Source organism: Candidatus Baltobacteraceae bacterium, from assembly GCA_036488875.1.
Taxonomy (GTDB): Bacteria; Vulcanimicrobiota; Vulcanimicrobiia; order Vulcanimicrobiales; family Vulcanimicrobiaceae; genus JAFAHZ01.
Genome location: DASXGW010000012.1, coordinates 82,460 through 106,576 on the forward strand (window position 1 = coordinate 82,460; position 24,117 = coordinate 106,576).

Consider the following 24,117-nt stretch of genomic DNA (forward strand, 5'->3'; position numbering starts at 1 on the left):
AGGGGTGGCGTTTCCGTTCGTAGAGGATCTCGACGTTGCCGGCAAGCGCGTCTTGGTCCGGGAAGATCTCAACGTCCCCATGAACGGCACGGAGATTGCCGACTACACTCGCGTCGACGCAGCTATCGAGACGTTGCGCTGGCTGCACGACCACGACGCGCGCACGATCGTGATGTCCCACCTCGGCCGGCCCAACGGTAAGCCCGATCCGAAGTACTCGCTGCGTCCGGTCGCGCAGGCGCTTGCCGACCGGCTGGGCATTCGCGTCGGATTCGTCGGCGATTGCGTGGGTCCCGAAGCCGAAAAAGCCGTGTCGGAGCTCAAGGATGGCGACGTCCTTCTGCTCGAGAACGTGCGCTTTCATCCCGAGGAAGAGCGCAACGATCCCGCCTTCGCCGCGCAGCTGGCGAAGCTGGGCGACGTGTACGTCAACGACGCGTTCGGAACGGCGCATCGCGCGCACGCCTCGACCGAGGGCGTCGCGCACCTGCTGCCGCACGCTGCGGGCGATCTGATGCTCGCGGAGTTGTCTGCGCTGCATCGTTTGATCGAACATCCCGCCAAGCCGTTCGTCTGCGTCATCGGCGGCGCGAAGATCAAAGACAAGATCGACTTCTTTCGCAAGCTGATGGAGAGCGTCGACGCGTTTTGCATCGGCGGGGGCATGGCCAATACGTTTCTGGCCGCTCAAGGCGTCAACGTCGGCAAATCGCTGCGCGACGACGACCTCACGCCCGCCAACGATATTCTCGCGCTCGCCAAGCAGCGCCACGTCGACCTGCATCTGCCGATCGATGCCGTCGTCGCACCGGCCTTCGACGCCGACGACCAAGCTCACGTCGTGTCGATCAACAAGGTCGGCGCCGGCGACATGATCCTCGACATCGGCCCCGAGACGGCAAAAGCGTACGCCAAAGCCATCGAACAGGCCAAGACGGTCGTCTTCAACGGGCCGATGGGTGTGTACGAGAAACCCGCGTATCGCGCCGGAACGGCGGTCGTGGGCGACGCGATCGCGCGCGCGACGCAAAACGGCGCGGTCAGCGTCGTCGGCGGCGGCGACGCGGCGGCAGCGGCGCACATCCTCGGCTTTGCCGATAAAATGACGCACGTCTCGACCGGCGGCGGCGCTACTCTGGAATACTTAGAAGGGCACACGCTTCCCGGCGTCGCCGCGTTGGAATCTGCACAACCGCGTGCCTAGAACGATCGTCGCCGCCAACTGGAAGATGCACAAGACGGCGCAGGAAGCCGGCGCGTTCCTCGATGCGTTCCTCGCGCGCGCGGCTTCGCTGCCGCCGGCGGTCGAAGTGGTGATCGCGCCGCCGTTTACGGCGATTCCCGCCGTCGCGACGCGCTTGTCGGGCACCAACATCAAACTCGGCGCGCAAACGATGCATTGGGAGCTGCAGGGGCCGTTCACCGGTGAGGTCAGCGCGACGATGCTGCTGGAGTTCGGCGTCAGCTACGTCATCGTGGGCCACTCGGAGCGCCGCGCGTACTGCAACGAGTCCGACCGAAGCGTCAACCTCAAGGTTTCCACCGCACTCGCCCAGGGCATTACGCCCATCGTCGCCGTCGGCGAGACCGCCGACGAGCGCAACGCCGGACAGACCGACGACCGCGTCATCGCGCAAACGCGCGAGGCCTTCGACGGCATCGCTCGCAACCTGCTCGACCGAGTCGTGCTCGCATACGAACCGATCTGGGCGATCGGCACCGGAAAGAACTGCGATCCCGGGGAGGCCAATCGCGTCATGACCGTCATTCGCGATTGCGTTTCGGGGTTAGAGGATACGCCGATTCTCTACGGCGGCAGCATGAAACCCGAAAACGTCGCGTCGTACATGGAGCGACCGAACGTCAACGGCGGATTGGTCGGCGGTGCGTCGCTCGATCCCAACGGCTTCGCCGCGCTCGTCGAGAACGCCGCAGTATGAAGTTCCGGCCCGTCGTGCTGTGCGTGCTCGACGGTTGGGGCTGCAGTGACAAGACGCACGGGAACGCCATCGCAGCCGCGGACCTGCCGCACTGGCACGCGTTCTTCAACAAGTATCCCTGGACGATGCTCGACGCTTCGGGCGAAGAGGTTGGACTGCCCAAGGGCATCATGGGCAACAGCGAGGTCGGCCATCTCAACATCGGCAGCGGCCGCGTCGTGCCGCAAGGCGTCGTCATCATCGACGACGACATCGCATCGGGCGCTTTCGCGAAGAACACGACGCTGCAAGACGCGATCGCGCACGCCAAAGCCAACGGCGGCAAGCTTCACCTCATGGGACTGCTCTCGGACGGTCAGGTGCACAGCTCGATCGAGCATCTCTTCGCGCTCGTCGACGCCGCGGTCGCCGCGGACGTGCCCCTCGTGGTCCACTGCTTTCTCGACGGCCGCGACACGCCGCCGCGCTCCGCGCTAACGTACGTCGATCGGCTGGAGAAAAAGCTCGCGGCCGTCGGCCGGCAAGGGTCGATTGCCGACGTGTGCGGCCGCTTTTACGCGATGGATCGCGACAAGCGCTGGGATCGTACCGAACGCGCGTACGCGATGTTGACGACGGGCAAGAGCGGCTTCCACGCCGGCACTGCGGCCGATGCGGTGAACATGGGATACGGTCGCAAGGAGGACGACGAGTTCGTGCAGCCCACGACCGTCGGCGACGCTCGCCCGGTCGAAGACGGCGACGCATGCATCTTCTTCAACTTCCGGCCCGACCGCGCGCGCCAGCTGACGACCGCGTTCGATGCGGGAACGACGATCTATTTTCACGGCGACTTCCACGAGTTCGCGCCGAAGCGCTACGACAAGCTCCTCTTCGCGACGATGACGAAGTACGACGAGAACTACACCAATCCGGTGTTGTTCGGTCCGCGCCCGCAGCACGACACGTTCGGCGACGTCGTCTCGAAAGCGGGACTACGCCAGCTGCGGCTGGCCGAAACCGAAAAGTACGCGCACGTGACGTACTTCTTCAACGGCGGACGCGAGGAGCAGCTGCCGGGCGAAGACCGCAAGCTCATTGCGTCGGATCGCAGCGTCGCGACTTACGATCTCGCGCCGGCGATGCGCGCACGCGAGATTACCGATTTCGCCGTCGACGCAATCAAGGCCGGTACCTACGACGTCATCGTGATGAACTACGCCAACGCCGACATGATCGGACACACCGGCAAGTGGCAGCCGACGATCGAAGGCGTCGAGGTGCTCGACGCGTGCCTGGAACGATTGGCCGAATCGACGCTCGCCGCGGGCGGCCTGCTCGCCATCACCGCCGATCACGGCAACGCCGAAGAGAAGATCGACGCCGACGGCAATCCGCTCACCGCTCATACGACCAACCCCGTTCCGTTTCTCCTGATCGCAAAGGGTCTGCACGGCACGCTAGAGTCCGGCGGAAAGCTCGGCGACCTCGCGCCCACGCTGCTCGAGATCATGGGCCTTGCCGTACCCAAAGCGATGACCGGTAGAGAGCTTTTCTCATCCTAGCCTCAGCCGCGATCCAGCCGCCTACCAGCCTAAGCCGCCACAATGGCGGAATGAAACGCACCGAAGAAATCCAGATCGCGTCCGCTCTGATCTACTTCGTGTTCATCGGCGCGGCGACGGTCGCCGCAGCGGTCGCAGCGCACCTGCGCTAAGACTCGATTCTGTAGCTGCCGCTCGCGTCGACGCCGACGCGGCGGCCGCCTATGGCGATGCAGCGCACGCCGTGATCCCAGATCGTCAGCACCCCGATGACGATCGGTCTGAGCCGCGCGACGAGGTCGCGCGCCGCACGTGAGATCGCGACGGCGTCGCGCACCCACCGCGGATGATCGTTGGGCAGCTGGTTGTCATCCAGGTTCGCCTCGGCCAGCGCGGTAACCGCCGGTTCGGAAGCGCGCGTTACGGTAGCCGCACCGAGCGCGCTTGCACGCTCGTCCGCTTCAACGCTGCGCAGCACGCGCGCGCTCCCTCAAGGCGGCAATGGCGGTAAGATGCAGCTGCGATACGCGCTGCGGCGAGACTGCGAGCTGCGCGCCGATCGCGCGCAGCGATCGGCCTCCGAAATAGTGCGACGTCACGACGCGCCGCTGTCGCGGCGGCAGCGTTCCGATCAGCTGCTGCAGCGCGGCCCGATCGTGACGCGACTCCACGACGCGCGCAGGATCCCCGTGCCAGTTCGTGGTCACGCTCTCGCCTTCGGGCAACGGCGCGTCGAGGGAGAGCGGTTGTCCCCACCGCGTTGCAGCGACCGCGCGTTCGAAGCCCGGCGTCCGCCGGTTCATCTCGGCCATCGATGGAAGCTCGCCCCGTTCCACCGCGATTGCGTAGCGCTGATTCTCACCATCGCGCGCGGTGCGCCGCGCGCGTTCGGAAACCGGATCCATGCGGCGGATCCCGTTGAGCATCGCGCCGACGATCAAGCGGCGCGCGTATTGCCGTAACAACGGCCCGCGCTGCGGATCGAACGTATCGATCGCGCGAATCAAGCCGACGCTGCCGTCGCCGACCAAGTCGTCGAGATCGAGACCGGGAACCAGACGTTTGATCCGACGTGCGATCTTGCGAACCAGCGGCAAATACGACGCGATCGTCGCCTCGCGATCGTTCACGGCCGCACCTGCAGCTGCTTTGCGAGTTGGAGGGCGAACTCGCCGGCTTCGACTTGTCCGATCGCATCGCACCCGGCGAAGAGCGGCGCGAGCACCGGCTCGAGCAGCATCGCCTCCGCCGGAACGATGACTTGTGCGGAAAAGTTCATGCCGCGATAGTACGTCGCGGCTATTGCCAAATTGTCGCCCGTGCGTTACCGATTAGCGACCGCAGTACGAGCCGGCGTAAGCTAAGCCGGCGACGCCATGACCTCGTCGAGCCTGGATGCGTAATGCGATATGCGCGTGTTGAAGAACATCTGGCCGTAGATGCCTTGCTTAAAAATCTTCAAGCGATATCCCAACCAGCGGCCGTCTGCCGAAACGATTCGGTTGTACGTCAGCGTTCCTTGCCCCTCAACCGTCAGATCGACGAGGGCGGGGAAGAAATCGTCGGCAATGCGATACTTTGCATCCGGCGTGTCGTCGCGGATGATGACGGCGCCCGCGACTCCCGCTAACTTCGCTGCAAATTATTCGCGATCCGCAACAGTTCGTCGGCGGCCTGTACGCCCTTGGCGTTGGCTTCGTACGCGCGCTGCGCGGTAAGAATTTGCATCATCGCGTCGACGATCGAGACGTTGGACTGCTCGAGCATCCCGAAGCGAATCGTGGGACCGCTCGTGCGACCCGACTCGATCGCGTGCGGTGCGCCGGATTCGTGCGTACGCTGGAAGAGCGTTCCGCCAACCGCGCGTAAACGGTCGGGTGCGGGAAACTCGTAGAGTTGGAGCCTGCCGATCGTGCGCGTGCCGCCGGCAAACGTCGCACGAACGCTGCCGTTTTCCGCGATCGTCATCGACAGGACGTCGCTCGGCACGGTGATGCCGTGCAGACGCAAACCGCGTTCGTCGCGCAGGCCGCCGTCGGCGCTGCGAGCGAACGCGCCGCCACGCACGTACGCGATGCCGCCGCGCGGGTCGTCGACGGCAAAAAATCCCGGACCGTCGATCGCCAGATCGCACGGGCCGCCGCCTTTAGTGAGTTTTCCCTGCGTAAGCAGCACGCGTTCGCCCAGCGCAATGGTACCGAGCGACTCGCCGGGCGCGTCGAGCTCGGCGAACCGGCGCACCGATCCTTTGAATCCCGCAACGTCGGCGTTAGCGAGATTGGCGGCAATGGTGTCGAGATTCTGCTGTTGCGCGGCCATGCCGCCCGCCGCGATGAAGAGCGCGCGATCCATCCCGAGCGCCTACTTCAGCCGCGCGGCGTCGGCCGCGCGCTGACGAGCACCGTCGATAGCTGAAACTGCCTTTTGGGCGCTTTCGAACGAGCGCTGCGCCCACAGGACGTCGATCATCTCCGCGATCGCGTCGGCGCCCGACGTTTCCAGGAAGCCGTGGCGAACGGCGCTGCCGCGCGATACATCGGTTCGCACGAGCGTGCGGCCCAATGGATCGCTCAGCGAGCCGTCGCGATTGCGCACGAACGCGCCGTCACGCGTGCGCCAAAGCTTTCCGTTTCGATCGCGAACGATAAACGCACCGTCGCCGGCAATAGCCAAATCGAGGTCGCGGCCGGTCGGCCGCAGCGCCCCGTGCCGTTCGCCGCGCTCGACGACGATCGATACCCCGTTTTTGGTCAGCGCACCGCGCGCGACGAGCGGCTCGAAGCCGCCGGTGGAGACGTTGGCGAGATTCCCGGTTGCAATGTCGAGTCGCGACTGCGCCGCCTCCATCGCGCTGCCCGCCCATGCGATGCCGTCCATGGACGCATGGTATCGAGCGTGAGTGACCGAAACGATGCCGGTATATGTTCGGAATGTCTCGCTTTATTGCCGCGGCGGCAATCGTGCTGCTGGCGTCGTGTTCTTCGCCTTCGCCGCAGGAAGCCGCGCAAAACCAGGAGCTGGCGACCTTGACGCCCCTCAAGCAGAAGTATCAAGACGTCGTGATGGGCTTCGATTTCAAGCCCAACGAGACGCTGATCGTCAGCCTCGACCTACAGAACTATAACGGGATGGGTGACGACGATCAGGACGCGATGGAAAAGGTCATCTCCGCGACGTGGCGCAAGGCGTGGCAACAAGCTCACCCCGGCCAACACGCAACGATCCACTTAAAGCTCATGGATTTTATCGGCCGCACGATCTGGACCAATCAAGCCAAACTTTAAGAGGTTCTGATGTATTCCAGATCGAGGAGCCTAGGGCCGAAGTGTACTACGGTACACGAGGACCGTAGCGACGAAGAGCTGGGATAGATCAGGACCTCTTAAGTCCAAACAAGGACGCTGCCGGCGGTGACTAAGCCGCCGCCGAAGCCCATGAGCAGGATACGCTGCCCCGGCTGCACCCGGCCGTCGCGTACCGCCGGAACGAGCGCGAGGGGAATGCTCACCGCCGACGTGTTGCCGTACTCTTCCACCGAAAGCAACGTGCGCTCGATCGGAAACGGCAAGCGTTTGCAAAGCGCTTCGATCATGCGCAAGTTGGCGCTGTGCGGCACGAACCAATCGATATCTTCGAGCGCCAAGCCGGCACGCGCGACGACGCGATACGTAAATTCGGGCACGTTTTCCATCACCCAGCGATAAACCGCCTGGCCTTCTTGGCGTAAGAGTCGCGACGGGTCTTCGATACCGTTGATTTCCGTGCGCATCGCGGTGCGATAGAGAAACTTGCCCCCGTTGCCGTCGGCGCCGGCATCCATACCGAAGATGGCCGGGTGGCGGCTGTACTCGAGCAACGCGGCGCCCGCGCCGTCGCCGAAAAGAACGCACGTCGAGCGATCGGTGTAGTCGACCGAGCGCGTCAGCGCGTCGGCCGTGACGATCAAGACGCGATTGGCCTGGCCCGTGCCGATCAATCCGGCACCGAGGTTCAGACCGTACGCAAAGGCCGCACACGCCGTGCTGATGTCGAACGCTCCGACCGTCAGCGGCAACTTGTAGTGCGCCTGAAGCATCGCCGACAGGCTCGGATACTCGTAATCTCGGGTGGTGGAGCCGACGACGATGTAGTCGATCGTTTCGATGTTCACGTCGGGATGATGCGCCAAGAGATCGTCGACGGCCGCGATTGCCAAGTCGCTCGTATACTGGCCTTCGCTCACGACGTGGCGACGCCGGATGCCCGTACGCTTGACGATCCACTCGTCGGTGGTGTCGACCATGCGCTCGAAGTCGGCATTGGTCAGCACGCGCGGCGGCGCGTACATGCCCAGCCCCGCGATTCGCGCCGGCGCGCTAACGACCCGTTGCCGCGTATCGGTCGTCATAGCTGTGCCGCCACCGCGCCGGCGAACGCGTGCGTCGATAACGGCGCGGTGCCGTTGCGCGCGAGTTCGGCGGTTCGGGCTCCGTTGCGGTATGCGGCTTCCACCGCACGCTCGATTCGCGTCGCGGCCGCGTCGTCGTCGAGGCTGTACCGCAACAGCATGGCGGCTGAAAGAATCGCCGCGGTCGGATTGGCGACGCCTTTACCCGCGATGTCGGGCGCGCTCCCGGCGATCGGCTCGTACAAACCGAACTGACGCCCCGGCCTTCCTTTCGTTCCCAAGCTCGCACTGGGAAGCGTTCCGATCGAACCCGTGAGAATGGCCGCCTCGTCCGAGAGAATGTCGCCGAACATGTTCTCGGTGACGATCACGTCGAAGTCGCCGGGCCGGCGCACCAGTTGCATCGCCGCGTTATCGACGAGCAAATGATCCAGCACCACGTCGGGATACTCCTTAGCGACCCGCTCGACGACCCGGCGCCACAGGCGCGACGTTTCGAGAATGTTTTGCTTGTCGACCGACGTCAGCCGTTTGCGCCGGCCGCGCGCCAGCTCGAATCCAATGTGGGCGATGCGCTCGATCTCGGGCGCGCGATAGATCATCGTGTCGACCGCCTCCTCGACGCCGTCCGTGGTGCGCTGTTCCTTAGGACGGCCGTAATAGATGCCGCCGGTCAACTCGCGCACGACGATGAGATCGAGTCCGGTAACGAGCTCCGGCCGCAGCGACGACGCGTCTTCGAGACCGGCGAAGACGCGCACGGGACGAATGTTGGCGTAGAGCTCGTAATCTCTGCGCAGCACGAAGAGCGCGTACTCGGGCCGTTGTTCGAGCGGCTTGCCTTCGTATTGTGGAAGTCCGACGCTGCCGAAGAGGATCGCGTCGCTGCGATCGCAGAGCGCGCGCGTCTCGTCGGGTAATGCCGGTAGTCCGCGCGATAACGCCGCTCCGCCGACTGGGGCTTCGACGCACTCGACGTCGGGACGCACGTGCGACAGCACCGACGCGGCGACGCGCATGACCTCCGGCCCGACGCCGTCGCCGGGCAACAATGCGACGGTGTCGCTCAAACCACGTTGATTCGCGTGGTGTCGGTGCTGGGCGTACCGCCGTTGACGGCGTTGCCGCTCGACGGCGCCGGCGGCTCGATCGTGGCTTTTTCCAGCAGCGCGAGGTGCGTCATCAGCAGGCTGCGCAGCTCGCTGCGCGCCTTCTCGGCGGCCTCGACGGCGCGTTGGTGCTCGCGGCGAGCGTCGGAGGTCGCGTCGTTATAGTTGGCCAGCTCGCGCTCGGCGGCAAGCCGCGCTTGCTCTTTGATCAGATCGGCTTCCTTGTGCGCCGAGGCTTTAACCTCATCGGCGGTGCGCTGGGCCAGTACGAGCGTGTTCTGCAGCGACTCTTCCATCGCTTTGAAATGGCTGATGCGCTCTTTGAGATCGGCAATATCCGCTTCGAGCGCCGCGCGGTGCTGCGCCTCGTCTTCGAGCGTCTCGATGACCTCGTCGAGAAACCCGTCGACCTCCGCGCGGTCGTAGCCTTGCAGCGCTTTTTTGAACTGCTTGTGCTGGATGTCGATCGGCGTAATCTTTTCCACTAAATGGTGCCCCTCGTAGACATGAAGTCTAACGTGGTGTCGTTACCCAACATCGAGTCGCGCAATCCGGCGGCGTTGACGACTACTCCGGCCGGGACCACCAGGTAGATGGCCTCCGCGAGTTTTTGAATTTTTCCGTCGATGGTGTAGGCGACGCCCGACGTAAAATCCACCACGCGCTGCAGCAGCGTCCGGTCGGCGTTTTGCAGATTGATGATGACGACTTGACGGTTGCGCAGCGAATCGGCGATTTCGACGACGTCTTGATACGTACGCGGCGAATAGACGCTGACTTCGGTGCCGCCCCGGCGCGGATGCGCGAGCGGAACGACGCGGCCGCCGGCCGGCACGGGGTCGTCGTCGTAGAGTTCTTCCTCGTCATCACGGATCGAGAAGAACGACCCGATCTTGCTGAACACGCTCACCTAATGCCTCCCACCGAACAATGCGGTCCCGATGCGAATCATCGTCGACCCTGCGCGCACGGCCTGCGGCCAGTCGCCCGACATGCCGATGGACAGCGTACTTCCACCAACCAGGGCAAACGTCTTGGCTGCCAGCTCGAAGCCACGCGATATCTCATCCGCGCTTGAGGTGAACGGGCCGATCGCCATGACGCCGTCCAAGCGGAGGCCTTCCAAGGCACGCAGCCCCTCGGCGAGCTGCGGCGCCTGGGCGGGCGGACAGCCGAAGCGCTCCGACGGCGAGACGTTGACTTGCAGCAGCACGGGCAATGTCTTCCCCAAGGCGCGAGCGGCCCGCGCCAGAGCCTCGCCGGCCTCGATGCGATCGACGCTTTGAACGACGTCGAAGAGCTGCGCCACGGCTTTGGCCTTGTTGGTCTGCAGGTGGCCGATGAAGTGCTTCCTCACCGGCGCAAGCGAGGCGAACTTGGCCTGCGCCTCCTGGAGATAGTTTTCGCCGATGTCCGTCAGGCCGGCGGCGATCGCCGCCGCGACACGCTCGAGCGGCTGGCGCTTGCTCACGCCGACGACCGTCACGCTCCCGCGCGAGCGGCCGTACTTCACGAGCTCCTCATCGACCTCACGAACGAGCGATTGGTAACGATCCGCGATCACACCGCCGGTGTAGAAGACGGCGCGACGTCGGTGCGCGGTCCTGGACGGCGCATGCAGAACGCGATGCCGATGACGCCGATAACGATCATCGGAAGCGCGTAGAGCTGACCTCCGGTCAATCCCATCCACGTAAAATCGGCCTGGCGCCAAATTTCGGCGATCGTGCGCGTGATGCCGTAGAGCGTAAACCACGTCCACGCAACCACGCCGTCCTTGGGTTTGAGCCGGTAGACCAGCAGCACGATCGGGAACGTGAGAATATCGAGGATCGCCTCGTAAATTTGGGCCGGGTGACGATAGTAGCCCTGCCAAACCGTCGTGTCTTTGGGAACCATGCACCACGGATGGTCGGGATTGCAGACGTCGCCCCACAGCTCGTCGTTGATGAAGTTGACGATGCGAACGAGCGCGATGCCGATCGAAAGCGTCACGACGACTTCGTCGCCCAAAACGGTATAGCGCAAACCCTTGTGTTTTCGCACGAATAAGGCGATCGCCACGATCACGCCCACCAGACCGCCGTGAAACGCCATGCCTCCGTTCCAGACGGCGACGAAATTAACGGGGTTTGACGTATAAAACGAAAGGTCGTGCTTGCTGATGATGTCGTTGATGACGAAAAAGGTGCGGCCGCCGACCAAAACGCCGATCAGCGCATAAAAAAGGAAGTCCTGTATCTGTTCCCTGGTCAAACCCAGCCTAGCCCGCCCCGCCGGGCGGCTCAGCCACAGGTAGACGAGGGCGAACGCAACCAGATAGGCGATTCCGTACCAATGGATCTGGATGGGCCCCAGGTGGATGGCTACGGGGTCGATATTCGTCGGATAGGTGAACCAATGTTGCATCAAAAATCCACTTCAATCGCATGAGCTCGACAACGCATCTTACGGCCGGCATTGCCTTCCTGGCGGGCCTGGTTTCCTTCGTTTCGCCGTGCGTCCTCCCGCTGGTGCCCGCGTACCTGTCGCTGCTCACCGGCGAGAGTCTCGAGGATTTGAAGGCGGAAACGGCGGCAAACGCGCGCGCGCAGACGATGGGGCACGCGGTCGCCTTCGTGCTCGGGTTCAGCGTCGTCTTCATCGCGCTGGGGCTCACGGCCAGCGCCATCGGCGGCGCGCTCAACGCGAACCGAACGCTCATTTCGCAGATCGGCGGCGTGCTGGTCGTTATTCTCGGCCTGCAAATGATGGGTCTTCTTCGAATTCCGTTTCTCATGATGGACAAACGCGCGCACCTGCAGCACGACCGGCGATCGTTTTGGACGTCGCTCGTAGTCGGCATGGCGTTTGCGGCCGGCTGGTCGCCGTGCATCGGCCCGATTCTCGCTGGGATTCTTGCGCTCGCGTCGCAACAGCATAACGGCGAAGCCGCCGCGCTGCTCTCCTTCTACTCCCTCGGCCTGGCGCTGCCGTTTCTCATTACGGCCGCCGCCATCGGCGCCGTGCTTCCCGCACTGGCGCGACTGCGCCGTTACCTTCGCGCGATCGAGTTCGCTTCGGGTGCGTTTCTCATCGCCGTCGGCTTCGTCTTGATCAACAACGCATTTCTCAACGTCGCAGGATGGTTTTACAGTTTTGTTCCGCAACCGAAAATTTAATATCGGCCTCGTCAACGCGCTCGTGATCGCGGCGGTGGCCATCGCCGTTCTTTGGCTCGATCAGTACACCAAACACCTCGTCGTCGGGTCGTTCTTGCCGGGAGAAAGCCGCTACGTCGTTCCCCACTTTCTCAAGTGGACGTACGAGCGAAACTTTCACGGCGCGTTCGGCCTCTTCGGCAGCAACGCGGTATTGCTCATCGGCATGGCGATCGTCGTCTTGGTCCTCTTCTGGTACAGCTTCCGCGACGCGGCGGAACGCTCGCGGCTCGTCCGCGTCGCGTTCGGCATGATCGTCGGCGGCGCGATCGGGAACATCGTCGACCGGCTGCACTACGGATACGTCATCGATTTCGTCGACTTCTACCGCATTTGGCCCAACATTTTCAACGTAGCCGACTCCTGCATTACCGTGGGCGTCGCGCTGCTGCTCCTTTCTTCCCTTGTCTCACGCCGTCACGCCTGAGGAGGCCGGCAAGCGCGTCGACGTCGCCGTCGCGCGGCGCACCGGCGCGTCCCGTTCGCTCGTCGCCACCGCGATTAGAAACGGAAGCGTGCGCGTCAATGGCGAGACGGCTAAGGCAAGCCGCCTGCTCGAAGACGGCGACCTGCTCGAGTACGAGGTTGCGCCGGCGCCGCCGCTGATCGCACAGCCCGAGGCGATCGATATCCCGATCGTCTACGAAGACGAGGACATCATCGTGGTCGACAAACCGGCCGGGATGATCACGCATCCCGCGCGCAGCGCCACGAGCGGAACTCTGGTAAACGCGCTGCTCGCGCACGCCGGCGGCGCGCTGCCCGGGCACGAGGTCCGTCCGGGCTTGGTGCACCGGCTCGATCGCGATACGTCGGGGCTGCTGGTCGTGGCCAAGACCGAGCGCGCGCTATCGGCGTTAGGCATCGCGATGAAACGGCGCGAGATTTCGCGCGAGTATCTCGGCCTCGTACACGGGGTTCCCGAGCACGCGCGCGGCACGATCGACGGTCCGATCGGCCGCGATCCTCACAACCGTTTGAAGTTCGCGATCGTCGCCGACGGCAAACCCGCGGTCACGCACTATGCGGTACGCCAAACGTTCGCACGCCACGCGGAACTCACGTTTACCTTGGAGACGGGACGGACGCATCAGATTCGCGTGCACGTCGCCGCGATGGGTCATCCGATTCTCAACGATCCGGTCTACGGACGGTCCGAGTCGCAGTACGGAATGCCCGGACAAGCACTTCACGCGTGGCGTCTTTCGCTCGACCATCCACGCACGGGCAAGACGCTCGTCTTCGAAGCCGATCCTCCGCCCGAATACACGCAAGCCCGCGAGTCGCTGCGTGTTCGCCCTTAACGCAACCGACGGGCAGGCACGCCGCGGGACGCTGCGGCTCACGCACGGCACCGTCGAAACGCCCTGCTTCATGCCGGTCGGAACTGCGGCAACGGTCAAAGGTTTGACGCCGCGCGACCTGCGCGAAGCGCACGCACAAATCGTGCTTGCGAATACGTATCACCTGTGGCTGCGTCCGGGTTTGGCGACGATCGAGGCCGCCGGGGGTCTGCATCGCTTCATGGCGTGGGACGGCCCGATTCTGACCGACTCGGGCGGGTTTCAAGTGTTTAGCCTCGAGGGCCGCCGGAAGCTCGACGACGAGGGCGTGACGTTTCGGTCGCATCTCGACGGCAGCGAGCATCGTTTCACGCCGGAAAACGTCGTCGCATTTCAAGAGAACATCGGCGTTGACGTCGCGATGGTGCTCGACGTCTGCGTGAAGCTTCCCGCGACGCGCGAGCAACTCGAAGAATCCGTAAGGCTCACGACCGATTGGGCGCGCCGTTCTGCCGCCGCGCGAACGCGATCCGGATGCGCGCTCTTCGGCATCGTGCAAGGCGGTTTAGACTCGAGCTTAAGGGAGCGCAGCGCGCGCGAAATCGCCGAGCTCGATCTGCCGGGATACGCGATCGGCGGGCTTTCGGTCGGCGAAACTCGCGAAGAGATGTACGGGACGGCGCGCGCGACGGCGGCGCTGCTGCCCGCGGAGAAACCGCGTTACCTCATGGGCGTCGGAACGGTGCGCGATCTCTTGACCGCAGTCGATTGCGGCATCGATATGTTCGACTGCGTCTACCCGACGCGCTGCGGACGCAACGGGCGCGCGATGACGCGCGACGGCGAGTTCAACATCTTCAATGCGGCCTTCGTCAACGACTTCGCGCCCGTCGATGCATCGTGCGGCTGTTACACGTGCACGACGTTCTCACGCGCGTATCTCGCGCATCTCTTTCGCTCGAAGGAGATGCTCGGACCGCGGCTGCTCTCGCTCCATAACGTCTGCGTTCTCGACGAACTCATGTCTGCGGCTCGCGACGCGATCGCGTCGCATCGTTGGTTAGATTTCAGGGACGCGCACCTCAAGCAAGCGGGTCCATCGTAACCGTCTGGGTAGAACGGGCAGATGAAACAGCACATCGCAGCGGCTGTGCTGGCGGCTGTTACGTTCTTCGCAGCGGCTCTGCCGGCAGCGGCCCAAGTCTACGTTACCGTCGCCCCACCGGCGCCGGTAGTCGAAACCATTCCCGTTTCGCCCGGGCACGGCTACGTTTGGGTGCCGGGTTACTACCGATGGAACGGCGTGCGGTACGTGTGGGTACACGGGCATTATGTACTGCATGCGGGACACTGGTGCCCCGGCGGGTGGCACCACACACCAGCGCGCGGATGGTGGTACACTCCGGGTCACTGGTGCTAACCTAGCGACCGACCCGACCCCTGAATCCCGTCACGGTGCTGCGCTGTTCGAAGGTGAGTTATGGCGAAGATACTGATAATCGTCACCGGACACTCCGAAATCGACGCGCAGCACCCAACGGGACTGTGGTACGAGGAATATGCCGCGCCGTACGCGGCCTTCCGGCGCGAGGGCTTCGACGTCGTTACCGCGAGTCTACGGGGCGGAGCGACGCCGGTCGATCCGCGCTCGTTCGAAGGTGTCAAAGCCGACGATGCGGTGATGCACGCGCTCGAGAACACCGTGACTTTGCAGCAGGCCGGCGACGCCTACCAATACGACGCGGTCTTTCTTCCCGGCGGTCACGGAACGATGTTCGACCTCGCGAAGAGCCAGCCGCTCAAAGCGCTCGTCAGCGAGCTCGACGCGCAGGGAAAGATCGTCGCGGCGGTCTGCCACGGACCGGCCGCGTTCGTCGACGCCATTCGCGCCGCCCAGCCGCGCACGCTCGTCGACGGACGGCGTATCACGTGCTTTACCGATGCCGAAGAGCGCGCGACCAAACTCGACGCGTTGATGCCGTTTCTGCTCGCGTCCAAGCTGCGCTCGCAAGGCGCGAACGTGGTCGAAGGGCCGGATTGGTCCGATCACGTCGAGGTCGACGGGAACTGGGTCACCGGACAGAATCCGCAATCGAGCGAGAGCGCCGCTCGAGCCGTGATCGAAGCGCTACGCGCGCGCGTGTGAGACGACCGCGGCGCAATCCGCGCAGATCGCCGGGTGCTCGGGGTCGACACCCAACGGCCGAAACTTCCAGCAGCGCTGGCACTTCTCGCCGGCGGCGTTGCGTAGCTCGAATCCAGTTACACCCGTCGCGCCGTCCGTAGTCTGCGCCTCGTTGAGCTCGAGCTGCGAGACGACGAGCGCCTCGCGCAGGTTGTCGCCGAGTGCCGCCAGTTTCGCGTACAACGGTTTGGCCACGTCCAGGCGCAGCTGTGCTTCGAAATCGCGCGGCGATTCGCTGGCCGCGACGCGCGCGCGCAAGGCGCGCAGGTCGTCCCACAGCGCGAGGTCCGCTTCCAGCGATTCCGCCTTTCCGTGCACGGTGCGGAACGACGTGTCGAAGACGCTTTCGGCGTCGCCGCGCAGCGCCTCGGGGAGCGCCTGCCACGCTTCCTCGGCCGTAAACGACAGCACCGGCGCGATCGCGGTCAGAAAGCTGGTTAACACGTAGAGCAGCGCCGATTGCGCGCTGCGCCGTCGCGGATCGTTGCTCGCGCGCGAGTAGAGCGGATCCTTGAGCGCGTCGAAATACAGGCCCGACATCGCGCTCTCGAAATTGACGATCTCCAAATATGCGTCGTGCAAGTTCGTCCGGTCGTACGCGAGCTTGACGCCGGTAACGAACAGATCGGTGACGTTGCACGCGAGCCGGTCGAGCGGCTGCATCGCGTCGCGTTCGACGACGTCCGCGGGCGCGAGATCCTCGAGATTGGAGAGCATGAAGCGGATGCGATTACGCAGGTTCCGGTAGACGCGGCCGATCTGATCGACCACGTTCGGACCGAAGCGCACGTCGTCGAAGAACTCGACCGACGCAACCCAGAGGCGCAATACGTCGGCGCCGAACTTCTCCATTGCCTCGCGCGCCCCGATGCCGGTGCCGAGCGATTTGGACATCGCGCGACCCTGTTCGTCGTTGACCCAGCCGTGAGTCACGACGTGCTTGTACGGCGCGCGCCCTTTTATCGCAACGCCCGTGATGAGCGAGCTGCGGAACCAGCCGCGATACTGGTCGGCGCCCTCGAGCACCATGTCCGACGGCCACGGAAGACCCTCGCGCCCCAGGACTGCCAGATGCGTGACGCCGGACTCAAACCAGATGTCGACGATGTTGAACTCTTTTTCGAACGTCGTACCGGCGCACGACGGACAGGCAAAACCTTCCGGAAGGTACGTTTCGACCGGATCGCTCCACCACGCGCCGGCACCCACGTCGGCAAAGCGTTTTGCGGCCAGCCGCGCCACCCGCGGGTCGAGCGTCGATTCGCCGCAGTTCAGACAGACGATCGCCGGAATCGGTGTGCCCCACGTACGCTGCCGTGAGATGCACCACTCCGGATGCGTCTCGATCATCTGGCGCTGGCGCATTTTGCCCCATTGGGGCGTGTACTCGACGTCGTCGATTGCGTCGACGGCGCGCTGACGCAGCACGTTTTGATCCATCGCGATGAACCACTGCGCGGTCGCGCGGAAGATCACCGGATTGTGGCAGCGCCAGCAGTGCGGATACGAATGCTCGATTTCGCCGGCGCTCCACAGCGCGCCGCTGCGCTCGAGATCTTCCACAATTGCTTTGTTGGCCTTGAAGATGAACTGGCCGGCGTACGGACCCGCTTCCGATGTGAAGTGTCCGCGCGCGTCGACGGGATTGAGAATCGGCAGATTGTATTTGACGCCCGTATCGAAGTCGTCGGCTCCGTGCCCCGGCGCCGTGTGCACCGCGCCCGTTCCGGTTTCGAGGTCGACGTAATCGGCGAGCACGATTGCGCAATCGCGATCCATGAACGGATGGCGCACCGCTAATCCGTCGAGCTCCTTGCCGGCAACCTGCGCGAGCAGCTCGGCATCCTTGAACCGCTCGCCCAGCGCCTGCGGCGCGAGCGCGGTCGCAAGGATGAGCAACTCTTCGCCGATGCGATACAACCCGTAGGTGGCGTCCGGGCGCAGCGCGATTGCCACGTTAGCCGGCAACGTCCACGGCGTCGTCGTCCAAATGAGAAACGAGAGCCGGATCTTGCTATCGTGGAGAAACGCCTGCCCTTCGACTTCGCGCCCTTCGGGCGCTACGCTCAGGATGACATTAGCAATTGCGCTGCGCTGTTCGTCATTAGCGGTAAAGCGGACGTAGATCGAGGGCGACTTCTTCGTCTCGTACTCGATCTCGGCTTCGGCCAGCGCGGTTTCGTCGTGCACGCACCACAACGTCGAGCGCAAACCTTTATAGATTTGCTGCTTCTCGGCGAGATCGGCGAGGGCGTTGACGATGGTCGCTTCGAACGAAGGATCGATCGTGCGATACGGCTGATCCCACAACCCGAAGTTCCCCATGCGGATGCGAATCTCGCGCTGCTTGTCCAGCCAAAAGAGCGCGCGTTCCGCGCACTGACGGCGCAGCTCGAGCGGGTCGATGTCGTGGAAATCCTTGATGCCCAAATGCTTGAGCGTCTCCAGCTCGATGGGCAGTCCGTGCATGTCCCAGCCCGGAACGAACTTTGCGTACTTGCCGCCGAGCAGCGCGATCTTCACGAACATGTCCTTGAGAACCATGTTGAAGAAACCGCCCATGTGCGGCTCGTTATTGGCGTACGGCGGTCCGTCGTGAAAGACCCAGGGGCCGTTGGGAGCGTTATGCTCCAAGCGGCGCTCGTACGTCCGGTGCTCTTTCCACCAGCGCACGCGGTCGGGTTCCCGTTTCGGCAAATCCGCCTTCATCGGGAACTCGGTCTTGGGTAGGTTCAACGTCTCGCGATAATCGCGGGCCACGGTGTTCTCGCTCACTCCTTCATTAACTCGTCCAGGACGTCGAAGTTCCGCTCGGCCAACCGCCGTACCGCCTCGACCCGCCCGGACAGGTGGGCGGAAAGAGCGTCGCGCTCGGCAACCAGCCTGTCGACGAGTGCGTCGACCGTTTCGTCGTCGGACTTGGGCCGCCCGGGAGTCCATAGCGGTTCGAGCGGATACGCGAGATCGCTGCACAGCGCCGCGACCTTGGGATCGTAGGGAACCGCCAAGAACGGCACTGCGTACCGCGCGGCCAGGATCAACGCGTGCAGCCGCATGCCGACGACCACGCGCGCGCCGCGCAACACCGCGGCCGCCCGCGGTAAGGTCGACTCGGGCAGCAACACCGGCGTCGAGGTGCATTGCCGAATGATCGCCGTCGACACCTCGGCGTCGCCGATCCCGCCCAGAGGCAAAAATGCCGTCCGGATGCCGTGCTCTTTGGCTAACCGGTCGACCGCGCGCGCGATGACGCGGCCGCCGTCCTGCATTCCGCTCGTTTTGCGCACGCTCACGACGGCGTACGGTCCGCTTTCCGGTCCTAACCCTTCGCCTGAGAGATCGACCTCCGCGTCGGGTGCGTCGTACAGAAACACCGGATCCGACGTACGCTCGACGGGAGTCCGCGGCAGCATCGATTGCAGCAGCTCGCGCGAGCGCTCGTCGCGAACGGTCGCGCGTTTGAGGCCGCGGCAGTAGCGCCCCACGATGAAGCGCCCCAATCCGTCGAGCGGCCCGACCGATTGCGCGAAGATCATCGTTTTGCGTTTCGAGCGAATCGCGTCGCGCAGAATCGCCACGTAATACAGCAGGCTGCGCAAGCTGGTGGCGTTTTGCAGCAGTCCGCCGCCGCCCGAAACCACGACGTCGGCGCGCCCGATCGCTTCGCGTACCGATCGCCACTGCCAACGCGGCACGCTGGCAACGTTATATGCCGCGGCGGTCGCTTGCGGCGTGGCCGACAGCACCTCGAGATCGAGCTGCGGAAAGCGCTCGCGCAGACGCTGCACGATGACTTCCAGCAACGCCTCGTCGCCGAGGTTGCCGAACCCGTAGTAGCCCGAGATCAGAACGCGCATTTATCGTGTCGTTGTGGAGACAGGCCGAGCGAACCGGCGATAGAGCCAAATGAGCGCGATGCCGATGATGGCTCCAACCCACAGGCCGTTGAAGACGCGCAATATCGAGACGGCCAGCGGCGTGTGCAGGTGCGAAAACGTATCGACAACGTCGCCGATGCCGACGCCGATCCCGAGCGCGAGCAGCCAGCCGATCGCGCGCCGGTGCAGCGGCAACAGCGCGGACACGAGCATCATGCACGGGAATCCGATCAAGAACTCTTTGAAGCGCGGACGCACGCTCAAAATACTCGTCAGCACGTGCCGCAACGTCAGCTCGATCTGCGACGGCGAGACGTCGCTCTCGTTGCCGCTGCGCATCACCAGCAATATGCCGGCGGCGACGATAACGATGCCCGCGAAGAGTTGATACGTCAGTACGGGCGACAGGAACACGTCGCGCGGACGCTCGACGCCCGAGCCGTACCGCTTGTCGAACATATAGAGCACCAGCGCGGCGAACGGCGCGAAGGCCAGTACCGCTTTGACGCCGCGGAAACGCTCGATCTCCTCCATCGCCAGCGGCGAGCTCATCAAGCCCACGACGACGAGCGCGCCGAGCAGCGCGACGCCGGTTGCGGCGAGCGTCCAGCCGAGGCTGCGCGCGATCTGTTCGCCGCTGCGCGGGGACGGCGTCTCGGCAAACGCCGGAATCAATACGAGGAATGCGGCGATCTCAAAGAGCAGCGCGCCGGCGAGCGCGACGATCGAACGCGCCACCAAGTCGTGATGACTGGCGACACCCGCCGCGTACACGAGGATCGTCAGCGCGTAGGCCGCGATGGCCCAGCCGGGACGATACCAGCCGAAGAAGCCGAGCAGCAGCACGAAGATCGACGGAACGGCAAGCGCGCAGATTCCCACGAGAGCCCGGTTGTTGCCGCGATACGGCAGAATCGGCGTCGCGCGTCCAAGTTTGAACCCGTTGGCTTTTAGCTCGTCGGCGACGGCCTTGACCATTTCCACGTTGGTGGCTTCGATCGACAGCGATCCGTCTTGATGGTCCCACGGCCGCAAGTACACGACGCGAACGTTGCGCTCGCGCACGCCGAGCACGTAGCGCCCGACGACCTCGTCGAGCTTGATCTTGTCCAGCTCGGTCTTGGCGATCGCCTGCACGCGAACGGTGCGGCCCGGGATGAGCCGCGCCAAGCTGACGTTGCCTTTTTGGATCTGACTGTCGTCGTACGTCTCGATCGTTCCGAAGTTGAACGTGTGCGCTTTGAACGCTGCCGCCGCGTCGTCGATGTGATCGGGATATCCGAGCACCTGATTGCGCAGCCCGAAGAAAATGACGGTCGATACTTTCGGATCGTATTTCAGTACGTCGCGAAAGAGCGCGTTCATCTGCGGCTCTTGGAAACGCTCGTCGTTTTGGAAGCGCGGAATGACGAGCAGGCCGAGATGATGCGCGAGCTCGAGTTGATCGGTCGGAATTCCCAGTGCGGTGTTGTTGAAGTAATCGATCTGCGTGCGCACTTCGATGAGATACGGCTTGGAGGCGTGCAGCACGCGCACGCTCTTAGGCTCGAAGTGCAGCGCCAGCTGCGATAAGTAGCGATGGTACGACGAGGGATCGGCAACGAGCAGGTACACCGCGCCGGGGTCGAGGCGCTTGGCCGCCATGAGTCCCGCGATCGTGGGGTTGCCGATGGGCGAGATGTCCGCCTGATTCAAAAGCTGCGCGCCCGTCGAGACGGAGGCCTTACCGTCGTAGCCGACGGCCCCGCCGAGCTCCTCGGTCAGCGCGAGCGACGTGAGCCCCGCGCGCCGCAACGCGATCAAAAACGCGCTGGGATTATAGTTATACGAGCGCGCGAGCGCGGCGAAATCTTGGAAGTCCATCGCTAGCTCGACGCGTTTGGCGTGCGATTCGGCGCGCGCTCGAAACGCCGCGACGGCGAGCGAAGCGAGCAGGGCAACGAGCAAGACGATTGCGGCATAACGCGTACGCGAGTCGATGAATTTCACGAAGCCGCCCATTTCGAGCCAAAAACAACAGGACCCGCCATAGGCGAGTCCTGTTGCCGTCGCGTATGCGCGATGCCCTTTTTGTCGGGTTTGCACATACCGGGTGTGGGCGACGTCTGTGGTTCATCGCGCGTGCCGTAAGCCCACGATTCGGCAGCGCGGACGGCTACGTTTCAACCCTTCGAAGTCGACCCCTTCCACTGCGGAACGCGCTTGTTCAAGAAGGCACTCATGCCTTCCTGAGCGTCTTCCTCGAGCGCATTTGACGTCATCACTTCCTTAGCGTACTCGTAGGCACTCGACTGTTCCAAATCGATCTGACGATAAAACGCGGCCTTACCGATTCCAACGACCACGCCGCTGGCCGCGGCGATCTTTCGCGCCAGCTCGACGGCTTCGGCGTGCACCTCGTCCGGCGGCACGACCCGGTTGACCAGCCCCCAGTCGCGCGCCGTTTCCGCGTCGATCGAATCTCCTGTAAGCAGCATCTCCATCGCGCGCTTGCGGCCGACGGCACGGGTCAGCGCGACCATCGGGGTGCTGCAGAAAAGGCCGATGCGTACCCCCGGCGTGGCGAAGGTCGCCTGCGTCGACGCCACCGCGAGATCGCAGGTCGCCACCAGCTGGCATCCCGCCGCGGTCGCCACGCCGGCAACCTCGGCGATGACCGGTTGAGCAATAGACTGGACGCGCTCCATGAGCTTGACGCAGACGTCGAACACCTCGCGATAGGCCTCGACGTCGCGGCCCACGAGCTGGCGCAGATCGTGGCCCGCCGAGAACGCGGGGCCCTCGGCGCGCAGGATGACGGCGCGAACCTCGGGATCGGCCCCGGCGCTGGCCAGTGCGCCGTCCAGCTCGCGCATCATGTCGAGCGACAGCGCATTGCGCTTCTCGGGACGGCTCAGGGTGAGAACGGCGACATCGCCGTCGCGCTCGACGTTAACGCATGAACTTGTTTGCATCTGAATCCTTGGTCCCGTAAGGGGGCCCCAACGCAGTTGGGGGGGCGCGCAGCATCGCGCACGATGCGGAGTGCCTATCAAACTTCAGGGGTCCCCAAACGCGACTAGCGTTTGGGGAATCATGGGCGATGACGGGCTCGAACCGCCGACATCCTCCTTGTAAGGGAGGCGCTCTCCCAGCTGAGCTAATCGCCCACAGCGCGTGCGCAAGCATCTTCGCACGAGCGGGACGGGTGCGTCAAACCGATAGTGCGGGCGGCTGCCCGGAGGACCGAAGTTACCATCGGCGAACGCCACACGCAAGAACCGGCTGCGGCAATTGCCACATTCGGTATTCGTTATAGGTGAGGTTTTCATGCGTCGCTTGACCGTTGCGTTTTTAGTGCTGATCTCCGCCGCGATTCTCGCGGCATGCGGCGATACAGGGGATCATTTCGGGGAGTTCCGTCAGACAACGCCGGGACCGACGGTCGTCAAGAGACTTGCGCTGTCGATGCCGATCGTCGCCGGTCCGAACACCAAGCACGCGGTCTTCAAACTGTACATCACGGCCTACACTGGTAAGGGTCAAGCGATACCGCAAGGAACGACGCTCGCGAATCCGATCACGCTGCACACCAACTGGACGGGCGTGACGTTTGCCGTTAACGGCAAGCAAGTCAACTCGGCCGCGTTCGGATCGGCGCCGGCGACGATTACGGTAACGTATACCGCACCGTCGGATCCTTGCAATCCGGTGGTCGGCATCGTGGCGTTCAACCAGAACGCCAGTCCGCAAAACGACACCTTTAACGTCGTCGCCGATTGTCCGTCGACGAAGCCCTCGGCAACGCCGTCGACTGGACCGACGTCCAAACCGACGAAGTCACCGACGCCGCCGCCGCAGCCGATCGTGAAGAAGATCTCGCTCGCGATGCCGGCGACGCCGAACCCGCTGAGCCCCGGAACCTTCACGCTCGTCGTAACGGCCTTCGGACCGACCGGAACGGCGCTCACGCCCGGTACGACGCTCGTTAATCCCATCCAGCTGACGAGCAACTCGTCGTGCAGCATCAGCTACTCGGCAAACGGCACCTCGGGAACGTCCGTAACTCTGGCGAAGGCGCCGGGTTCGGTAACCGTTACGTACTCGCCGCCGAGCACGACGTGCACGCCGCCGACGACGATCGTTCTTACGGCCTTCGACGTCGATGCGTCACCCAACACGGCGCAGTTCTCGATATTAGGAGGAACGGCGACCGTCACCGGGCTCACGCTATCGTTCTTGAACAATCCGGACACGGCGGCCACGGGCGTGTATCCGCTGTTCGTCGCGGCCTCCGGCTCGGGCGGAACGATTCCGTTCGGTGAGTCGCTCACCAACCCGATCCAGTTCTCGAGCAACTCCTGCGCCGTAACGTTTGGGACGACGACCAATCCGGCGACGTTTACGTCGACGTACCGGTTGACGAGCACGCAAACGCAAGTGTACGTGCAGTTCGCCCCCACGGAGAATCCGACGCACTGTACGCCGGCGGGTGGCGCGAACGTCACCGTCACCGGAATCGCTGCGGGCGGCGTTTCGAATACGGTGAGCTTCCCGTACTAACGCGTTAACGTCGCGTATACGCGTTGACGAGCGCCGGCACTTTGCCGGCGCTCGTTCGTTTATTCACAAT

At 64.0% G+C, this 24,117-nt stretch carries 27 protein-coding genes and 1 tRNA gene; 12 read left to right on the forward strand and 16 right to left on the reverse strand.

Features of this window, described 5'->3' with window-relative positions; translation table 11 throughout:
* Positions 1 to 4 precede the first annotated feature (4 nt).
* The 3 genes from VGG89_13360 to gpmI are packed head-to-tail and all read left to right on the forward strand — an operon-like array spanning position 5 to position 3,484.
* Positions 5 to 1,204: a phosphoglycerate kinase gene (locus tag VGG89_13360; GenBank protein ID HEY1977537.1), complete on the forward strand. Its 1,200-nt coding sequence runs from the start codon at positions 5 to 7 to the stop codon at positions 1,202 to 1,204.
* Positions 1,197 to 1,940 carry a triose-phosphate isomerase gene (tpiA, locus tag VGG89_13365; GenBank protein HEY1977538.1) on the forward strand — a complete coding sequence of 248 codons (744 nt, stop codon included), beginning with the start codon at positions 1,197 to 1,199 and terminating at the stop codon, positions 1,938 to 1,940. Before VGG89_13360 ends, tpiA begins: the two co-directional genes overlap by 8 nt.
* Entirely contained in the window at positions 1,937 to 3,484 is a 1,548-nt protein-coding gene (gene gpmI, locus VGG89_13370; GenBank protein HEY1977539.1) for a 2,3-bisphosphoglycerate-independent phosphoglycerate mutase, read from the forward strand. The genes tpiA and gpmI overlap by 4 nt, the downstream gene beginning before the upstream one ends.
* A gap of 148 nt (positions 3,485 to 3,632) precedes the next feature.
* Here gpmI and VGG89_13375 read toward each other — a convergent pair whose 3' ends face one another.
* From VGG89_13375 to VGG89_13385, 3 genes are read right to left on the reverse strand one after another with little or no spacing between them, the layout of a single operon-like run.
* Positions 3,633 to 3,941 carry a hypothetical protein gene (locus VGG89_13375; protein ID HEY1977540.1) on the reverse strand — a complete coding sequence of 103 codons (309 nt, stop codon included), beginning with the start codon at positions 3,939 to 3,941 and terminating at the stop codon, positions 3,633 to 3,635.
* Positions 3,925 to 4,593: a sigma-70 family RNA polymerase sigma factor gene (locus VGG89_13380; GenBank protein HEY1977541.1), complete on the reverse strand. Its 669-nt coding sequence runs from the start codon at positions 4,591 to 4,593 to the stop codon at positions 3,925 to 3,927. Before VGG89_13380 ends, VGG89_13375 begins: the two co-directional genes overlap by 17 nt.
* Positions 4,590 to 4,772, reverse strand: a complete 183-nt coding sequence (locus VGG89_13385) for a hypothetical protein (protein ID HEY1977542.1) — start codon at positions 4,770 to 4,772, stop codon at positions 4,590 to 4,592. Before VGG89_13385 ends, VGG89_13380 begins: the two co-directional genes overlap by 4 nt.
* 93 nt (positions 4,773 to 4,865) lie before the next feature.
* Between VGG89_13385 and VGG89_13390 the strand changes: the two genes are divergently transcribed.
* Positions 4,866 to 5,093, forward strand: a complete 228-nt coding sequence (locus VGG89_13390) for a hypothetical protein (protein ID HEY1977543.1) — start codon at positions 4,866 to 4,868, stop codon at positions 5,091 to 5,093.
* Here VGG89_13390 and VGG89_13395 read toward each other — a convergent pair.
* On the reverse strand, positions 5,090 to 5,815 hold the full coding sequence (locus tag VGG89_13395; GenBank protein ID HEY1977544.1) for a flagellar hook-basal body protein: 726 nt from the start codon (positions 5,813 to 5,815) through the stop codon (positions 5,090 to 5,092). The two genes, VGG89_13390 and VGG89_13395, sit on opposite strands and share 4 nt — an antisense overlap.
* A gap of 9 nt (positions 5,816 to 5,824) precedes the next feature.
* Positions 5,825 to 6,340 carry a flagellar basal body rod C-terminal domain-containing protein gene (locus VGG89_13400; protein HEY1977545.1) on the reverse strand — a complete coding sequence of 172 codons (516 nt, stop codon included), beginning with the start codon at positions 6,338 to 6,340 and terminating at the stop codon, positions 5,825 to 5,827.
* Between the two features lie 53 nt (positions 6,341 to 6,393).
* Here VGG89_13400 and VGG89_13405 point away from each other — a divergent pair, with 53 nt between their 5' ends.
* Positions 6,394 to 6,747 (forward strand): hypothetical protein, encoded by a 354-nt coding sequence (locus VGG89_13405; GenBank protein HEY1977546.1) that lies wholly within the window; start codon positions 6,394 to 6,396, stop codon positions 6,745 to 6,747.
* 98 nt (positions 6,748 to 6,845) lie between these two features.
* Here the strand turns inward: VGG89_13405 and VGG89_13410 are convergent, their stop codons facing one another.
* From VGG89_13410 to lgt, 6 genes are read right to left on the reverse strand one after another with little or no spacing between them, the layout of a single operon-like run.
* Positions 6,846 to 7,850 (reverse strand): ketoacyl-ACP synthase III, encoded by a 1,005-nt coding sequence (locus tag VGG89_13410; protein ID HEY1977547.1) that lies wholly within the window; start codon positions 7,848 to 7,850, stop codon positions 6,846 to 6,848.
* Entirely contained in the window at positions 7,847 to 8,920 is a 1,074-nt protein-coding gene (gene leuB, locus VGG89_13415; protein HEY1977548.1) for a 3-isopropylmalate dehydrogenase, read from the reverse strand. The genes VGG89_13410 and leuB overlap by 4 nt, the downstream gene beginning before the upstream one ends.
* A complete protein-coding gene (locus tag VGG89_13420) occupies positions 8,917 to 9,444 on the reverse strand; it encodes a DivIVA domain-containing protein (GenBank protein HEY1977549.1) in 528 nt (175 codons plus the stop codon). The genes leuB and VGG89_13420 overlap by 4 nt, the downstream gene beginning before the upstream one ends.
* Complete coding sequence (gene sepF, locus VGG89_13425; protein HEY1977550.1) at positions 9,444 to 9,869, reverse strand: cell division protein SepF; 426 nt, start codon at positions 9,867 to 9,869, stop codon at positions 9,444 to 9,446. Before sepF ends, VGG89_13420 begins: the two co-directional genes overlap by 1 nt.
* A complete protein-coding gene (locus tag VGG89_13430) occupies positions 9,870 to 10,523 on the reverse strand; it encodes a YggS family pyridoxal phosphate-dependent enzyme (protein HEY1977551.1) in 654 nt (217 codons plus the stop codon). It lies immediately after the preceding gene.
* Positions 10,520 to 11,368: a prolipoprotein diacylglyceryl transferase gene (lgt, locus tag VGG89_13435; GenBank protein ID HEY1977552.1), complete on the reverse strand. Its 849-nt coding sequence runs from the start codon at positions 11,366 to 11,368 to the stop codon at positions 10,520 to 10,522. Before lgt ends, VGG89_13430 begins: the two co-directional genes overlap by 4 nt.
* Before the next feature lie 20 nt (positions 11,369 to 11,388).
* Between lgt and VGG89_13440 the strand changes: the two genes are divergently transcribed.
* Genes VGG89_13440 through VGG89_13465 form a run of 6 tightly spaced genes read left to right on the forward strand, consistent with a single transcriptional unit; the run spans position 11,389 to position 15,588 of the window.
* Positions 11,389 to 12,120 carry a cytochrome c biogenesis protein CcdA gene (locus tag VGG89_13440; GenBank protein ID HEY1977553.1) on the forward strand — a complete coding sequence of 244 codons (732 nt, stop codon included), beginning with the start codon at positions 11,389 to 11,391 and terminating at the stop codon, positions 12,118 to 12,120.
* Positions 12,098 to 12,586 (forward strand): signal peptidase II, encoded by a 489-nt coding sequence (gene lspA, locus VGG89_13445; protein ID HEY1977554.1) that lies wholly within the window; start codon positions 12,098 to 12,100, stop codon positions 12,584 to 12,586. The genes VGG89_13440 and lspA overlap by 23 nt, the downstream gene beginning before the upstream one ends.
* Positions 12,564 to 13,463, forward strand: coding sequence for an RluA family pseudouridine synthase (locus VGG89_13450; GenBank protein ID HEY1977555.1), 900 nt, complete (start codon positions 12,564 to 12,566; stop codon positions 13,461 to 13,463). The genes lspA and VGG89_13450 overlap by 23 nt, the downstream gene beginning before the upstream one ends.
* The gene (tgt, locus tag VGG89_13455) at positions 13,450 to 14,547 is read left to right on the forward strand and encodes a tRNA guanosine(34) transglycosylase Tgt (GenBank protein HEY1977556.1); all 1,098 of its coding nucleotides are present in this window, start codon (positions 13,450 to 13,452) and stop codon (positions 14,545 to 14,547) included. Before VGG89_13450 ends, tgt begins: the two co-directional genes overlap by 14 nt.
* 21 nt (positions 14,548 to 14,568) lie before the next feature.
* Complete coding sequence (locus VGG89_13460; GenBank protein HEY1977557.1) at positions 14,569 to 14,862, forward strand: hypothetical protein; 294 nt, start codon at positions 14,569 to 14,571, stop codon at positions 14,860 to 14,862.
* A gap of 60 nt (positions 14,863 to 14,922) precedes the next feature.
* Positions 14,923 to 15,588, forward strand: a complete 666-nt coding sequence (locus tag VGG89_13465; protein ID HEY1977558.1) for a type 1 glutamine amidotransferase domain-containing protein — start codon at positions 14,923 to 14,925, stop codon at positions 15,586 to 15,588.
* Here the strand turns inward: VGG89_13465 and ileS are convergent.
* From ileS to VGG89_13490, 5 genes are all read right to left on the reverse strand, one after another.
* Entirely contained in the window at positions 15,571 to 18,402 is a 2,832-nt protein-coding gene (ileS, locus tag VGG89_13470; protein ID HEY1977559.1) for an isoleucine--tRNA ligase, read from the reverse strand. The two genes, VGG89_13465 and ileS, sit on opposite strands and share 18 nt — an antisense overlap.
* Positions 18,399 to 19,484, reverse strand: a complete 1,086-nt coding sequence (gene csaB / locus VGG89_13475) for a polysaccharide pyruvyl transferase CsaB (GenBank protein ID HEY1977560.1) — start codon at positions 19,482 to 19,484, stop codon at positions 18,399 to 18,401. The genes ileS and csaB overlap by 4 nt, the downstream gene beginning before the upstream one ends.
* Positions 19,485 to 21,494, reverse strand: a complete 2,010-nt coding sequence (locus tag VGG89_13480; protein ID HEY1977561.1) for a DUF5693 family protein — start codon at positions 21,492 to 21,494, stop codon at positions 19,485 to 19,487.
* 173 nt (positions 21,495 to 21,667) lie between these two features.
* Complete coding sequence (locus VGG89_13485) at positions 21,668 to 22,459, reverse strand: enoyl-CoA hydratase (protein ID HEY1977562.1); 792 nt, start codon at positions 22,457 to 22,459, stop codon at positions 21,668 to 21,670.
* Positions 22,460 to 22,581: 122 nt separating this feature from the next.
* Positions 22,582 to 22,654 (reverse strand) — tRNA-Val (locus tag VGG89_13490).
* A 160-nt stretch (positions 22,655 to 22,814) separates the two neighbouring features.
* Here VGG89_13490 and VGG89_13495 point away from each other — a divergent pair.
* Positions 22,815 to 24,047, forward strand: a complete 1,233-nt coding sequence (locus VGG89_13495) for a hypothetical protein (GenBank protein ID HEY1977563.1) — start codon at positions 22,815 to 22,817, stop codon at positions 24,045 to 24,047.
* Positions 24,048 to 24,117 lie beyond the last annotated feature (70 nt).